Annotated in this window: 13 protein-coding genes and 1 pseudogene; 10 read left to right on the top strand and 4 right to left on the bottom strand. The window is 63.9% G+C overall.

Annotated elements, in window-relative coordinates:
• Positions 1-66: 66 nt before the first annotated feature.
• The 7 genes from DW355_RS03700 (at position 67) to DW355_RS18340 (ending at position 6,464) form a co-directional block, all read left to right on the top strand.
• Positions 67-864: a nucleotidyltransferase family protein gene (locus DW355_RS03700; protein WP_131278006.1), complete on the top strand. Its 798-nt coding sequence runs from the start codon at positions 67-69 to the stop codon at positions 862-864.
• On the top strand, positions 861-2,297 hold the full coding sequence (locus DW355_RS03695) for an aminopeptidase P N-terminal domain-containing protein (RefSeq protein WP_131278005.1): 1,437 nt from the start codon (positions 861-863) through the stop codon (positions 2,295-2,297). The genes DW355_RS03700 and DW355_RS03695 overlap by 4 nt, the downstream gene beginning before the upstream one ends.
• A gap of 169 nt (positions 2,298-2,466) precedes the next feature.
• Positions 2,467-2,709, top strand: a complete 243-nt coding sequence (locus tag DW355_RS03690; RefSeq protein WP_131278004.1) for a DUF2061 domain-containing protein — start codon at positions 2,467-2,469, stop codon at positions 2,707-2,709.
• Between the two features lie 228 nt (positions 2,710-2,937).
• Complete coding sequence (locus tag DW355_RS03685) at positions 2,938-5,244, top strand: NADP-dependent malic enzyme (RefSeq protein WP_131278003.1); 2,307 nt, start codon at positions 2,938-2,940, stop codon at positions 5,242-5,244.
• Between the two features lie 176 nt (positions 5,245-5,420).
• Complete coding sequence (locus tag DW355_RS03680) at positions 5,421-5,828, top strand: ribonuclease domain-containing protein (RefSeq protein WP_131278002.1); 408 nt, start codon at positions 5,421-5,423, stop codon at positions 5,826-5,828.
• A gap of 31 nt (positions 5,829-5,859) precedes the next feature.
• Positions 5,860-6,261, top strand: a complete 402-nt coding sequence (locus tag DW355_RS03675; RefSeq protein ID WP_039853722.1) for a barstar family protein — start codon at positions 5,860-5,862, stop codon at positions 6,259-6,261.
• Between the two features lie 74 nt (positions 6,262-6,335).
• The gene (locus DW355_RS18340; RefSeq protein WP_278249372.1) at positions 6,336-6,464 is read left to right on the top strand and encodes a hypothetical protein; all 129 of its coding nucleotides are present in this window, start codon (positions 6,336-6,338) and stop codon (positions 6,462-6,464) included.
• A 115-nt stretch (positions 6,465-6,579) separates the two neighbouring features.
• Here DW355_RS18340 and rsmA read toward each other — a convergent pair whose 3' ends face one another.
• The 3 genes from rsmA to DW355_RS03660 are packed head-to-tail and all read right to left on the bottom strand — an operon-like array spanning position 6,580 to position 10,673.
• Positions 6,580-7,335 (bottom strand): 16S rRNA (adenine(1518)-N(6)/adenine(1519)-N(6))-dimethyltransferase RsmA, encoded by a 756-nt coding sequence (gene rsmA / locus DW355_RS03670; RefSeq protein ID WP_131278001.1) that lies wholly within the window; start codon positions 7,333-7,335, stop codon positions 6,580-6,582.
• A 46-nt stretch (positions 7,336-7,381) separates the two neighbouring features.
• Positions 7,382-8,728, bottom strand: a complete 1,347-nt coding sequence (locus tag DW355_RS03665) for a peptidylprolyl isomerase (RefSeq protein ID WP_131278000.1) — start codon at positions 8,726-8,728, stop codon at positions 7,382-7,384.
• A 10-nt stretch (positions 8,729-8,738) separates the two neighbouring features.
• On the bottom strand, positions 8,739-10,673 hold the full coding sequence (locus tag DW355_RS03660; protein WP_242671293.1) for an LPS-assembly protein LptD: 1,935 nt from the start codon (positions 10,671-10,673) through the stop codon (positions 8,739-8,741).
• 9 nt (positions 10,674-10,682) lie between these two features.
• Between DW355_RS03660 and DW355_RS17995 the strand changes: the two genes are divergently transcribed.
• The 3 genes and pseudogenes from DW355_RS17995 to DW355_RS03650 all read left to right on the top strand — a co-directional run bounded on the left by DW355_RS17995 (position 10,683) and on the right by DW355_RS03650 (position 13,166).
• The gene (locus DW355_RS17995; protein ID WP_242671292.1) at positions 10,683-11,024 is read left to right on the top strand and encodes a hypothetical protein; all 342 of its coding nucleotides are present in this window, start codon (positions 10,683-10,685) and stop codon (positions 11,022-11,024) included.
• A gap of 228 nt (positions 11,025-11,252) precedes the next feature.
• Positions 11,253-12,377, top strand: a complete 1,125-nt coding sequence (locus DW355_RS03655; protein WP_131277998.1) for an aminoglycoside phosphotransferase family protein — start codon at positions 11,253-11,255, stop codon at positions 12,375-12,377.
• A gap of 43 nt (positions 12,378-12,420) precedes the next feature.
• Positions 12,421-13,166, top strand: a pseudogene (locus tag DW355_RS03650) (16S rRNA (uracil(1498)-N(3))-methyltransferase).
• Here the strand turns inward: DW355_RS03650 and DW355_RS03645 are convergent.
• Positions 13,159-14,004 (bottom strand): alpha/beta hydrolase, encoded by an 846-nt coding sequence (locus DW355_RS03645; protein ID WP_131282257.1) that lies wholly within the window; start codon positions 14,002-14,004, stop codon positions 13,159-13,161. The pseudogene DW355_RS03650 and the gene DW355_RS03645 overlap by 8 nt on opposite strands.
• Positions 14,005-14,012: the final 8 nt, after the last annotated feature.

Below are 14,012 nucleotides of genomic sequence, written 5' to 3'. Positions count from 1 at the left end.
CCGGCATGCGCCTCGACCCCGTCCCGCGTGCTGCCCCCACGGGCGCCGCATGCCAGAATGAAGCGCATGCTTGACACCTCTGATCGCGCGCACGCCCTGATCCTGGCCGCCGGCCGCGGCGAACGCATGCGCCCCTGGACTGACACCACGCCCAAACCCCTGCTTCAGGTCCAGGGCCGCCCCCTGCTGCAATGGCATGTGGACGCCCTGGCCGCAGGCGGATGCACGGACCTGGTCATCAACACAGCCTGGCTGGGCGAGCAAATCCCCGCCCATTTCGGTGCCGCGCCCCGCACCAGCGATGGGCAGGCCCTGCGCATCGCCTACTCCGAAGAAGGCCGGGATTTCGGCGCGGCCCTGGAGACGGCCGGCGGCATCGTGCGCGCCTTACCACGTCTGGCCGAGGTCTTCTGGGTCGTGGCCGGCGATGTGTACACCCCCGGATTCACGTTCAGCGCGGCGGCCCTTCGGCGCTTCGCCCAGGGCAACAAACTGGCGCACCTCTGGCTGGTGCCCAACCCGCCCCACAACCCCCTGGGGGACTTCGGGCTGAGCCCGGACGGGCTGGCACTGAACGTTCCCGCCGCGCTTCGAGAGAACACGCACACCTATACCTACAGCACCATCGGTCTGTATCGGCGTGGATTCTTCACCGCGCCCTTTGTCCAGTCCGTGGACACCCTCCCGCCCGGCAACCCGGCGGGCGTCAAAGCCCCACTGGCACCGATGCTGCGCGCGGCGATGGACAATGCCGCCGTGAGCGCCGAGCTGTACAACGGGCCCTGGACCGATGTCGGCACACCCGAACGCTTGCGCGAGCTCAACGCCACGCATCCCCAGACCACCGAGACGCCATCGCCATGAACGCCCCGCTGAAGCATTCCGCCTGGCTCACGCCAGCCCCCCTCGCTCAGTACGCGCAACGCCGCGCGCGGCTGGCGGCGCAGATGACGCTGTTGGGAGGGCCGGACGCGATCGCCATCATCCCCACGGCGCCCGAGCGCATGCGCAACCGCGACAGCGACTACCTGTTCCGCTTCGACAGCTACTTCCACTACCTCATCGGCTTCGCGGAACCCAACGCCTGGCTGCTCATCGACGGCACCGGCCGCACCACGCTGTTCTGCCAGCCCAAGGACCTGGAACGCGAGATCTGGGACGGCATCCGCCTCGGTCCGGAGGCGGCCCCACTGGCGCTGGGCGTGGACGCGGCCCATTCGGTCACCGAATTGGAGCAGCGCCTCCCCAAGCTGCTTGAGAACCAGGCCACGGTCTGGTACCCCTTCGCCACCCACGCCGGGCTGGAAGCCCGCGTCGACGGCTGGCTCAAGGCCGTGCGCGCCCGCGTGCGCTACGGCGCGCTCTGTCCGGAAGCCCAGCGCGACCTGTGCGCGCTCTTGGATGAGATGCGCCTCGTCAAGGACGAGTACGAGCAAGACGTGATGCGCCGCGCCTCGGCCATCAGCGGCCGCGCGCACATCCGCGCCATGCAGCGCTCTGCCCGCATGCTGCGCGAGGGCCAGAACCTGCGCGAATACCACCTGGACGCCGAGCTGCTGCATGAGTTTCGCCTTGGGGGCTCGCAGTATCCGGCCTATGGTTCCATCGTCGCCGCCGGCGCCAACGCCTGCGTGCTGCACTACCGGGCTGATGCCGCGCCCGTGCGCGATGGCGATCTGGTCCTGATCGACGCGGGCTGCGAGCTGGATGGTTATGCCAGCGACATCACGCGCACCTTCCCTGCCAACGGAAGATTCAGCGGGCCTCAGCGCGCGCTCTACGATCTGGTGCTGACTTCCCAGGATGCGGCCGTGGCGGTGACCCGGGCCGGCGCGCGCTTCAATGACCCGCACGAAGCCGTGGTGCGCGTGTTGTCGCAAGGCCTGCTGGACCTGGGCTTGCTCAGCCGCGACAAGTGCGGCACCGTGGACGACGTCATCGCCAGCCGTGCCTACTTCCGCTTCTACATGCACCGCACCAGCCATTGGCTGGGCATGGACGTGCACGACTGCGGCAGCTATGTGGAACCCACCGAGCTCGGCCGGACCAGCGAGCGCAAGGATGCGCTGTCCGGGGAAATCATCAAGGACCGGCCCAGCCGCATCCTGCGCCCCGGCATGTGCCTGACGCTGGAACCCGGCCTCTACGTGCGCCCCGCAGAGGACGTGCCGGAATCGTTCTGGAACCTCGGCATCCGCATCGAGGACGACGCCTTCGTCACCGAGAGCGACTGCGAACTGATCACCCGGGGCGTGCCAGTCAAGGCGGACGAGATCGAGGCGCTGATGCGGGCCTGAAAGCGCCCGCCCAGTGACCCCAGGCCTTTCCGGTCTGGGGTCACTCAAGCAGGACGGAGGCGCATCGCGCCGTTTTCACTATCCTCTGATTAGACAAAAGTAATCCGTCAGGCAGGTCGCATTGACTATCATTAATCCGCTTTGATAGTCGAAATTCATGAGATTTGCCATGACCCGCTTTGCCCGCACCAATTTGCCCCTACTCAAGAAAACCGCCAGCTACTACGTGATGCACATCGTCGTGGCTGCGGCAGTGGCTTACGCCGTGACAGGTAATCTGTTCATGGCTTTCACCCTGAGCCTGCTGGAACCCACGGTTCAGGCGGTGGCCTTCTTTTTCCACGAAAAGGTCTGGGAACGCCGGTCTCCTCGCCAGCGTCTGACCCAGGTGTCGCCTGCGCCCGCACCCTGAGTTCGTGCGATTGGGGTCGTCGAAACAGGCCACCGCGCCGCAGTCAAGACTCCCGCCCAGCGCTGAGGCATTCGCGCCACAGCTGCCGAGCCCGCACCGTGCCGGGGCATACAATCCAACTCCCCCAAAAAGAGCAAACCTCTTTTGCCCGGGCGCCGACAGTGCATCAGGATGCATTACGCGGTCGCATCATCCACGGGCAATTGATTTGCTGCAGGAGATTCCTTGATGTCCAGCACCCCGTCGTCCAACGACAAGCGCGAGCAGATCCGCCGCGCCGCCCTCGAATACCACCAGTTCCCGGTTCCCGGCAAGATCGCCATCGCGGCCACCAAGCAGCTGATCAACCAGCATGACTTGGCCCTGGCCTACACCCCCGGCGTCGCCGCGCCCTGCGAGGAAATCGCCAAGGACCCCGACGCGTCCTATAAGTACACCGCCCGCGGCAACCTGGTGGGCGTCATCACCAACGGCACGGCCGTGCTGGGCCTGGGCGACATTGGCCCGCTGGCCGGCAAGCCGGTGATGGAAGGCAAGGCCGTGCTGTTCAAGAAGTTCGCCGGCATCGACGTGTTCGACATCGAGGTCGACGAGAAGAAGGACCTCGACAAACTGGTCGACATCATTGCCTCGCTGGAGCCCACCTTCGGCGGCATCAACCTCGAGGACATCAAGGCACCGGACTGCTTCTATGTCGAGCGCAAGCTGCGTGAACGCATGAAGATCCCGGTCTTCCATGACGACCAGCACGGCACGGCCATCGTGGTCGCGGCCGCCCTGATCAACGGCCTGAAGGTGGCGAACAAGGAGTTGAAGAACGTCAAGCTCGTCACCTCCGGTGCCGGTGCCGCGGCGCTGGCCAGCCTGAAGCTGCTGGTCAAGATGGGCCTGTCCAAGAAGAACATCTGGGTGACCGACATTGCCGGCGTCGTCTATGAAGGCCGCACCGAACTGATGGACGAAGACAAACGTGTATTCGCCCAGAAAACGGACGCGCGCAAGCTCGGTGACGTGATCGCCGACGCCGACATCTTCCTGGGCCTGTCTGCGGGTGGCGTGCTCAAGCAGGACATGGTGAAGAAGATGGCGCCCAGCCCCATCATCGCCGCCCTGGCCAATCCCACGCCGGAAATCACGCCCGAGGAGGTGAAGGCCGTGCGCGACGACGTGATCATGTGCACCGGGCGCACCGACTACCCCAACCAGATCAACAACGTCCTGTGCTTCCCCTACATCTTCCGGGGAGCCTTGGACTGCGGCGCCTCCACCATCACGGATGAGATGGAAATCGCCGCGGTCTACGCCATGGCCGAACTGGCCCAGGCAGAGCAAAGCGAAGTCGTGGCCGCGGCCTACGTCGGCGAGCAACTCCGCTTCGGACCTGACTACCTGATCCCGAAGCCCTTCGACCCGCGCCTGATGATCAAGATCGCGCCGGCCGTGGCCCAGGCCGCCATGGACGGTGGCGTGGCACGTCGCCCGATCGAGGACATGGACGCCTACCGTGAGCGGCTGCAGGCCTATGTCTACGCCTCGGGCACGACGATGAAACCCATCTTCACCGCCGCCAAGACAGCCACCAAGAAGCGCGTTGCCTACGCCGAGGGCGAGGAAGAACGCGTGCTGCGCGCGGCCCAGATCGTGGTGGATGAAGGCCTGGCCCGTCCAACGTTGATCGGTCGACCCGCCATCATCGCCCAGCGCGTCGAAAAATTCGGCCTGCGCCTCAAGGAAGGCCAGGACTACGATGTGGTCGACACCGAATACGACGAGCGTTACCGCGACTTCTGGCAGACCTATCACCACATGACCGAGCGCAAGGGCGTGACCGTCCCGATCGCCAAGATCGAAATGCGCCGCCGACTGGCCCTGATTGGCGCCATGCTGCTGCACAAGGGCCACGTGGACGGCATGATCTGCGGTACGTGGGGCAACACGGCCATGCACCTGCAGTACATCGACCAGGTCATCGGCAAGCGCGCGGGCGTCAATACCTACGCGGCGATGAACGGGCTGCTGCTGCCGGACCGCCAGTTGTTCATCGTGGACACCCACATCAACTACGACCCCAGCGCCGAGCAGCTGGCCGAGATCACCATCATGGCCGCAGCGGAGATGCAACGTTTCGGGCTGCATCCGAAAGCCGCCTTGCTGTCGCACTCCAACTTCGGCATGAGCAATCAGCCCAGCGCCGTCAAGATGCGCGAGGCGCTGGAGTTGCTGCGCGCGCAGGCGCCCTGGCTGGAAGTGGATGGCGAAATGCATGGCGACGTGGCGCTGGACGCTGATCTGCGCAAGGTCATCATGCCCAATAGCACCCTGACCGGTCAGGCCAATCTGCTAGTGCTGCCGAATCTGGATGCCGCCAACATCGCCTACAACCTGCTCAAGACGGCGGCGGGTGGTGGCATTGCCATCGGCCCCATGCTGCTGGGCGCGGCCCAGCCGGTGAACATCCTGACACCCAGCACGACCGTGCGCCGCATCGTCAATATGACGGCACTGACCGTGGCGGATGCCAACGCCGCACGCTGACTCAGCAATCGCTGAAACCGGGCGGTCTGGCGCTTTTTCTCGGTACCTCTGAGCGCCCAATCCCCCTCGGGCCTGCCTAATCATTAGGCAGGCCCTTGCTTTTTTCACCCAGATCGGCGACACTTTCGGGCTTGGAATCTTCCGGGTGAACCCGGTCGTCATAACAGCTTAGTCTTATGGTGCGCGGCCTCGTCGGCAAGTTGGTGCTTACTGGCTTGTTGTCTTGGCTGGTTTGCCTGCCCTTGGGTGCCGAGGCTCCAGCGCCTCGTCCCGCGAATCCCGCCAAGGCTGATTCGGCCACCGTTTCGTTGGCCAGTCTGCCGCCCCAGGGCGCAGAAACCTACCGCCTGATTCTTCAAGGCGGTCCGTTTCCATACGAGAAAGATGGCACGGTGTTTGGCAATCGAGAGCGCTTGCTCCCGGCCCATCCACGCGGTTATTACCGTGAATACACCGTTCCCACGCCGGGCCTGTCCCATCGTGGCACGCACCGTATCGTGTGCGGGGGCAATGTCCGTCGCTCGCCCGACGCCTGTTATTACACCGCCGATCACTACGCCAGTTTCCGCCGGATCGCGCCGTAAAACCGTTTTTCAACAAGAAAGTGAAGCGGAGATGGATACGCCACTTCGTACCGTTAGAACCAACATCGTCCAGTCGATCCGCGCTTTCCGGGTGCCGGATCTGCAAGAGGCGGCCCAGGCCCTTGGCCATCATTTCCTCTACGCCAATCTGGCGCAGGCACAGTCCAAACAGGATGTGCTGGATCTGATCGCCCAGCAGTTCATCCTGCCCACCCACGTGGGCAAGAATTTCGACGCACTCTACGACGTGCTGACCGATCCGCTGCACAAGTCCGGCCCGCAGCCAGGCTTCATCGCCGTGCTGGAGCACATTCCCGCCAACGCCAAGTTCGACAAGGAAGCGCGCGAGCAGCTCCTGGACATCTTCCGCGACGCCGCCGATTACTGGGGTGATCGGAAGGTGCCTTTCCGGTGTTTCTATTCTTTTCTGTAGCCCGTTCTGCGCAAAGCAACAGCCAAGCGGAACGGGCGAACGAGGCTGAAAACGGCGGCGAACATGCACAGCTCATGGTTGCCGAGACCGTCGACGATGACAGCGGCGAGAGAATGCCAACCGACAAACTGGTGGACGTCTCGCCCCTGGCGCTGCGCATGAGCAGCCCCTTCAACGCGAGTTACTGGCAAGCCGCAGCGTGAAGCGTAGCGGCGCCTGAGCGGCTACGCCGCTTCACCCCTGAACATCGATGTTCGGTGGCAGGGGTCGCATTCACTGGTCTGCGATCTGGCAAGACCGGTTTCGGAAGTACTCCGATCAAGACAGTGCCTGCGCGAGGGTGACGTATTCAACCACCGGCACTTCTTCGGCACGGCGCTGAACATCGAAGTCACCCCGGTGTCCTTTTTCCTCTAGCCAGCGGCCCAGCGTGTGGCGCAGCAATTTGCGACGCTGGCTGAAAGCAACCTGCACGATTTCTTCGAGTCGTCGCACATCCACGGGTGCGGCCGCGGCATGGGGCACCATGCGGACCACGGCGCTGTCGACGCGCGGCGGTGGGTCGAAGCTCTCGGGTGGGACGAACAGCACATCCTCCATCTCATAACGCCATTGCAGCATCACGCTCAGACGGCCGTAGTCGGCCGTGGAAGGCCGGGCCACCATGCGGTCCACAACCTCCTTCTGCAGCATGAAATGCTGATCCTCCACGGCATCGACATGTGCCAGCAGATGGAAAAGAATGGGGGTCGAGATGTTGTAGGGCAGGTTGCCGACCACGCGGAGCCGGTGCCGGCCGCCGGCCAGTGCCGTGAAATCCACCTTGAGCACGTCGGACTCAATAACGTCCAGCTGAGGATGGTTGCGCAGCCGCGCGGCCAGATCTCGGTCCAGTTCGATGACCGTCAAGCGCCCCAGTCGTTCCACCAAAGGCTGCGTCATGGCCGCCAGGCCCGGCCCGATCTCCACCATGGCCTGGCCTGGCTGAGGCGCGATGGTACGCACGATGGCATCGATGACGCCCTCGTCAGCCAGAAAATGCTGGCCAAAGCGTTTGCGCGGTATGTGTTTCATCGCTGCACATCCATCGGCGCACGAAGCGGTGAATTCGCTGCCTCGTTCACTGCGGCGCCTCGCGCAGTTCCACATAGGCCCGCGCCCGGGTGTCACGCACCCAATTGTCATAGGCCTCGGCCATCTTGCGCTCACGCAGCATGTTGCGGATCAGCTCACGCTGCTCACGTTCGTTCAGGGTGGCCTGCCGCCGCTCCAGCAGCTGGATCAGATGAACACCAAAGCGCGAGATCAGGGGATCGCTGATCTGGCCCGGCGCAAGCTGGTTCATCACGCTTTCGAATTCCGGGACGTACATGCCTGGGTTGGCCCAACCCAGGTCACCGCCCTGCACGGCACTGCCGTCCTGCGAGTTCTGCCGCGCCAGCGTGGCGAAATCCGTCTCTCCCGCCTGGATGCGACGACGGAAATCATTGAGCTTGTCGCGCGCCTGCGCCTCACTCAACTGCGCGCCGGGAATCAGCAGGATGTGCCTCGCCCGACTCTGCGTCACCGTTTGGGGTGGCAGCGCGGGTTGGCGACGCTCGATCAGCTTCAGCACGTGGAAACCCGCTCCTGAGCGCACAGGCTCGCTGACCTCGCCGACCGCCAGCGTGCGCACGGCGTTCGTGAACAAGGCGGGATAACGATCACCCGCGCGCAAGCCGAGTTGGCCCCCGTTGGCTCGGTCACCGGCGTCCGAGAGCTCCCGCGCCAGGGCGGCAAAGTCCGCGCCCTTTTCGCGCGCGCGTCGCGCGACCTGATCGGCCTTGCGCTGCAGTTCAGCCTGACGGGCTTCGCTGGCGTCCTCGGACACGGCCACGAGGATGTGCGCGATATTGATGAGCTGGCTTGCAGGGTTGCTGTTGCGTTGCAGTTGTTCGGCCAGGTACTGCTCGACATCGGCGTCGCTGACGCGCACGCGAGCATCCACCTCACGCTCGCGCAGGCGTGTCAGAAGCAGCTGATCCTTCAAGCGGCTGCGCAAGGTCTGCGGCGTCATGCCGTCCTGCTGCTGCACCTGCTGACGCAGCTGTGCCACAGTCAGTTGGTTCTGGCGGGCAACGTTCTGCTCGGCCTGATCCACCGAAGGTTCATCGATCTTCAGGCCCATCTCGCGTGCGAGTTGCAGCTGGGCGCGTTCGTTGATGAGTTGGTCCAACAACTGGCGTCGCAAGGCCTGTCCTTCCGGCGCTGGCCTGCGCTGAGCGGCAAATTGCCGCAGCGCGCGTGTGACTTCCGCATTCACCTGCGCGTTGGTGATGGGTTCGGAATTGATCACCGCGACGATGTAGTCGGCGGAGCGCACATCGGGTGGCGAGCTGGAAGCGCGCTGCGCATGCGCGGCCCCGGTCAGCAGAGCGAAGAGCACGAACGCGATCAGAAGGCGGCCCAAAGCGGGATGGTGGGTCATGGTCATCGAATCACTCGTAATTGCTGAAGCGGCTCGGTGCCGTCGTTTGTTCGCGCAGCAGTTGATAACGCGGTATGTTTTTCTGCAAGGTCTGCAGTGGATCAACACCCACACGGGCAAAACCCACCAACTCCAACTGGAACATGATGCGCTGGTTGGCCGTGGTCAGGCCGGTCTGCAGGCGCTCGAACACAACCCGCCCCAGCCAGCAACCGGCATCGTATTCAAAGCCCATGGTGGTATCCACCAACTTGCGGTCCGTTTGGTTGTAGTTCAAGCGACCAACGCTGTACCAGCGCCCAGAACCCTGACCCCGCCCCGGACCAAGGTCCTCACCCCAGTCGCGCCAAAGGTCATTGATGGGCCACTGCCAACCGAGATCGATCAGTTCGCTGTCTTCACTGGTTTCGCTCTGCGCACGCTGAAAGCGATATGCCAGGTTCACCACACGGTAGGGGCTGGGGTTGTAGCGTACGCTGAACGTACTGCGCTCGGATTCGCCCAAGCGGTCGTTCCATTGCACGGCCGTGTCGACATGCCAGCGCGGATCCACGTTCAACTCGGCCCCCAGCAGGATGTCGCTCAGGCCTTCGGGCGACGGCGTACCCCCGGGCAGGGTGACACGCTGATCCTCGAAGCGCAGACGCTGTGCGACGCCCAGATGCACGGTTTCCGCTCCCGTTTCTGCGTCGAAGAAACGGGTCGAAACGCCAGCGGTCAGCAGATTGTTGTCGGCAATCCGGTCATTGCCCATGAACGTGCTTTCGCTGTAAACGCTGGTCAGGCTGAAGTCCTGGGCGGCGGAATCGTAATTGGGCAGATACCCCTGCTCAACAAACGGCGTTCGCGTGTAAAACAGCCGAGGCTCCAAGGTCTGGCGATAGGCCGCGCCGAAATAACTGGTCGCCCGCTCAAACACCAAACCGGTGTCCAGGCTGTACGTCGGCACGGTCCGGGTGGCACTAGTGGCATCGGCGCTCAATCCGGTCAAAGCGCCCGAGTAGTTGCTCAGGTCAACAGGCTGTTCAAACCTGTAGTTTGTCGTATGGATGGAGGCCTTGGGAATGAAAAATCCGGCTGCACCCCGGAATGGGTAGCTCAGGGAGCCACGCCAGACCGTTCTATCTGCATTGACACGCTCCGCGCTGGTTTGGCTGCTCAACGCCAATGCATCCACGGTGAATTCTGTGTATTCGCCGTCCAGGCTGAAGTCAAAACCGCCCAAACTCGGTTCTGCATAACGGGCCGTCAGCTGCTGCCGGTCATAGGGCGGCACGATGGGAGCGTCTGGTACCTGCAACGTCTGCCAGCGCAAGGAACGGACCGAGGCTGAGTAAGGCCCTAGTCCCCAGTTCACGCTCACATCGGCAGGCAGAAGGCGTTGGGTCAGGGAACCGCTGGCGCGGGGAAAGTCTCGCCAGTAGTTGTCGTCGCTCACGCGAGCGATGTTCAGGTTCAGGCCCAGAGAACCATAACTACCTGAAACACCGCCTCGATGTTCAAAATAATAACCTTCGCGGTCCATTTCTCGCAGCTTGTCGTCGGGCATGTAATCGACACGCAAGCGACCGCTGTAGCTTTCTTCGAGGTAACGAAACTCGCCACCATAGTTGACACCTCGCAGACGCATCCAGGTCGGGTACAGCGTCGCATCGCGATTGGGCGCGATGTTCACGTAATAGGGAATCGTGATTTCGGTTCCGCTGATGTTGTCCACTCCGTAGACGGGCGATAGAACCCCCGATTGGCGCTCACCACTCAGCGGAAAACTCATCGCCGGCAGACCCAGCACGGGCACGTTCTGAAAGCGCAGGGTAGTGTCTTCAGCCTCGGCCACCTCCTCCTCGCTGTCCAAATGCAGTGTGGTGGCACGCAGAAACCAGGCGGGAACCCATTCGGGCCCACCTTCCCGTCGGCAGGTCGTGAATGTGGCGTTTTGCACCACAGAACGGGTTTGATCCAGGAACTCGATGCGCTCGGCGTCGCCATGGGCGTCGATGGCCAGCAGGGAAAAGCGGGCATTCGTGAACTCGCCCTCGAAAGCGTCGACGCGCAGATCCAGGGCCTCGCCCTCGAAGACATTCCCGGCTTGGTTGACTCGGACTTCACCGCGCGCACGTGCGGTGTCCGTGGCCTGGTCATACTCCAACTTCTGCGCCCGCAACACCATGTCGGCACGGCGAAATTCCACGCCGCCCTCGGCTTCCAGGCTGAGGCCTGTCTCCGACTCCATACGCTGGCCTTGGACAAAGGTCGGCGCGGCCGCCCTTTGCTCAACGGTCAGGCGGTCCTGTAACAGCGGGCTGACCTTTAGCTTCAACTCGGCATGGGCTGCACCGGTCAGCAGCGCGCAAACCAGGGCAAGCAGCGAGGGGACGAGGGGGCGGTCAGGGCGGAACAAGACGGAGGGATCCGGGCAACAACGAAAAAATGCCTGCAAGCGCTTGCAGGCATGACCACAGGCAGGGCAGGCGAGCCGGCTCGGTCCGCCTGTTTGTAGAATGAAAACCAGACCGAATTATCCATGAGCTCTCCCGCTTTGCGCCCCGACCCAAATCCCCTCGCCACTTCCGACATTGCCTGGGCCGATCCCGGCCGCGCCGCCGCTTTTTCAAGCTGGTTGAACGGCCTGGCGGGCCCGCAACAACTGCGCACCGCAACCTTGCGCATGGCATCGGCTGATGCCAGTTTCCGCCGCTATTTCCGTATCGATGCCGAAGACGGTGGCACCCGCATCATCATGGATGCGCCACCCGACAAGGAAAACTGCAAGCCCTTCGTCCAGATCGCCGCGCTTCTGACGCAAGCCGACTTGTTGGCACCCCGCATCCTGGACTGGGACGAAGCCCGAGGATTCCTGTTGCTGACGGATCTGGGCACACGCACCATGATGCAGGTTCTGCATGCCGACGAGCCCCAGGCCAATCTGCCGCTCTACCGCAAAGCCATCGACGCCCTGGTCCGCTGGCAGCTAGCTTCGCAACCGGGCGTGTTGCCGGCCTATGATGCGGCCCTGCTGAGGCGCGAACTGGAACTGTTCCCCGACTGGTACCTGGCCCGGCACCGCGGCGTCGCGGTGGAGGGCAAATTGCGCGGGACCCTGGACCAGATGTTCACGCTCATCGTCGAACGCAATCTGGCCAGCCCCTCGGTCTACGTCCATCGCGACTTCATGCCCCGCAATCTGATGATCCCGGGTGATCCGACCCGACCCACCGCCGGGCAAGCACCGGAAGAGCGTCTGGGCGTGCTTGATTTTCAGGACGCCGTCTATGGCCCCATCACCTACGACATCGCCAGCTTGATGCGCGACGCGTTCCTGAGTTGGGACGAGGATTTCGTGCTCGACATCACCGTGCGTTACTGGCAAGCGGCCCGCCAAGCGGGCTTGCCGGTACACGACGACTTCGGCGAGTTCTTCCGCGCCGTGGAATGGATGGGCCTGCAGCGTCATCTGAAAGTCGCGGGCATCTTCGCGCGGCTGACCTTGCGTGACGGCAAGCCCAAGTACCTGGCCGATGCGCCCCGCTTCATCGCCTACATCCGCGCCACCTGTGCACGGTATGCCGAACTCAAGCCACTGCTGCGCCTGGTGGACGAGGTCGAAGGCGTCAATGAAGCCAGCGGCTACGCCTTCGGCCGCGTCTGAAAACGGAATCGCTCCTGCCCTACGCCACCGCCTCACGGTCCAGATGCCACGTTTTTACTGCCCTGAAGACGCCTCGACCGTGCTCCGCGCAGGGGCCGAGATCGAGCTCCCCCCGAAACCGCGCGCCATGTGCAGGTAGTGCGCCTGCAGCCCGAAGACACGGTCACGTTGTTCAACGGCCGTGACGGGGAATGGACGGCAACCATCCTGCGCATGGGCCGTTCCAACGTCACGGTCCGCGTAGAAATGCACCATGCCACCGAGCGCGAGGCACCGCTGGAAGTGCATCTGGCCGTCGGCATGCCCGCGAACGACCGCATGGACTGGCTGGTAGAAAAAGCCGTGGAGCTCGGCGCGGCCAGCATCCAGCCTTTGGTGGCTGAGCGCAGTGTGCTGCGGCTGAGCGGCGAGCGAGCGCTCAAGAAACAGCAGCACTGGCAAGGCATCGCCATCGCGGCTTGCGAACAATGTGGTCGCAACCGCCTCCCACCCGTGCACGCCGCTCGCCCCCTGCAGGACTTCGCGATCTGGAACCCGCCTTCGGTTCAACAACGTTTCTTGCTGTCCCTGGACAGGGACAGCCTGCCGCTGAGTCGCCTCCGTATGCCCGAGAACGATCCGCGCACGATTCTGCTGCTGTCCGGGCCTGAAGGAGGTTTGAGCCCGGCGGAGGAAAAGGCTGCGCGCGCCGCGGGCTTTCAGGCGCTCAGCCTGGGGCCGCGCACATTGCGGGCCGAAACCGCGCCGCTGGCCGCGCTGGCCGCGCTAACACTTCAAGCTTTCAGCTGAAGCGCGCGTTCAACCACTGCGTCAATTGCCGATAGACCGGCTCGCGGTGCAGCTCATTGAAGATCTCGTGGTAGTGCTGGGCATACCAGTGCACCTCGACCAGCTTCTGCTCGACCTGCGCGGCGGCAGCCTGCGCGAATGCCGCACTGCCGCCCGGGTTGACCAGCCGATCCTGCCCCGCGTACAGCAGCAAGGTTGGCGTGTGCCAACGCCGCGCCGCCTTGATGACTCGGGGGCCCGCGTCGGCGATGTAACGCCCCAGTCGCGCGGAGATCCGATCGTGGACCAAAGGGTCGTGCTGGTACGCCTTGACCACCTCCGGATCGTGGGAAAGCCCGCTGGCGTCCAGTCCGTTGCGCACGCGCAAATGGGGCGCGAAGGTGGGAAGAATGGCCAGCAGCAGGCGTCGACCGAAACTCAAGCCCGCGTCCAGCGCGGGCGAGGACAGCACCAGGCCATCGGTGCGCACCCGGTTCAGGGCCACCGCGTGGGCCGCCACCAAACCCCCCATGCTATGGCCGAGCAAGATCAACGGCAGCCCCTGGCCCACCGTGCGGCGGGTGAAGTTGACGATGTGCGCCAGGTCGTCCACGAGCCGCCGGCGCGAAGGCAGCGCGCCCTGCACGCCGCTGGAATGGCCGTGCCCATAGTGGTCATAGGCCCTCACCACGAAGTTCTGCATGTGCAGGCGCCGGGCCATGTCCTCGTAGCGCCCGCTGTGCTCGCCCAGGCCATGGACAATCAGCACCAGGCCACGCGCATGGGCACCCGGGGCAAGCGGCCAGTCCCGAATGGCCAGTGTCTCGCCATCCGCCGTCGTGTAGGTACTTTGTTCCATGGCACTCA

Source organism: Hylemonella gracilis (genome assembly GCF_004328645.1).
Classification (GTDB): Bacteria; Pseudomonadota; Gammaproteobacteria; order Burkholderiales; family Burkholderiaceae_C; genus Hylemonella; species Hylemonella gracilis_B.
The sequence above is the reverse complement of the archived record's forward strand: the minus strand, read 5'-3'. Positions and strand labels throughout refer to the sequence as shown.

What these genes read in the sequence shown, in the direction of transcription:
- DW355_RS03695 (WP_131278005.1), top strand. Translation starts at nt 861, where the DNA reads ATGAACGCCCCGCTGAAGCATTCCGCCTGGCTCACGCCAGCCCCCCTC.
- DW355_RS03685 (WP_131278003.1), top strand. Translation starts at nt 2,938, where the DNA reads ATGTCCAGCACCCCGTCGTCCAACGACAAGCGCGAGCAGATCCGCCGC.
- DW355_RS03690 (WP_131278004.1), top strand. Translation starts at nt 2,467, where the DNA reads ATGACCCGCTTTGCCCGCACCAATTTGCCCCTACTCAAGAAAACCGCC.
- DW355_RS03700 (WP_131278006.1), top strand. Translation starts at nt 67, where the DNA reads ATGCTTGACACCTCTGATCGCGCGCACGCCCTGATCCTGGCCGCCGGC.
- rsmA (WP_131278001.1), bottom strand. Translation starts at nt 7,335, where the DNA reads ATGAAACACATACCGCGCAAACGCTTTGGCCAGCATTTTCTGGCTGAC.
- DW355_RS03645 (WP_131282257.1), bottom strand. Translation starts at nt 14,004, where the DNA reads ATGGAACAAAGTACCTACACGACGGCGGATGGCGAGACACTGGCCATT.
- DW355_RS03680 (WP_131278002.1), top strand. Translation starts at nt 5,421, where the DNA reads ATGGTGCGCGGCCTCGTCGGCAAGTTGGTGCTTACTGGCTTGTTGTCT.
- DW355_RS03655 (WP_131277998.1), top strand. Translation starts at nt 11,253, where the DNA reads ATGAGCTCTCCCGCTTTGCGCCCCGACCCAAATCCCCTCGCCACTTCC.
- DW355_RS03665 (WP_131278000.1), bottom strand. Translation starts at nt 8,728, where the DNA reads ATGACCCACCATCCCGCTTTGGGCCGCCTTCTGATCGCGTTCGTGCTC.
- DW355_RS03675 (WP_039853722.1), top strand. Translation starts at nt 5,860, where the DNA reads ATGGATACGCCACTTCGTACCGTTAGAACCAACATCGTCCAGTCGATC.
- DW355_RS18340 (WP_278249372.1), top strand. Translation starts at nt 6,336, where the DNA reads ATGGTTGCCGAGACCGTCGACGATGACAGCGGCGAGAGAATGCCAACC.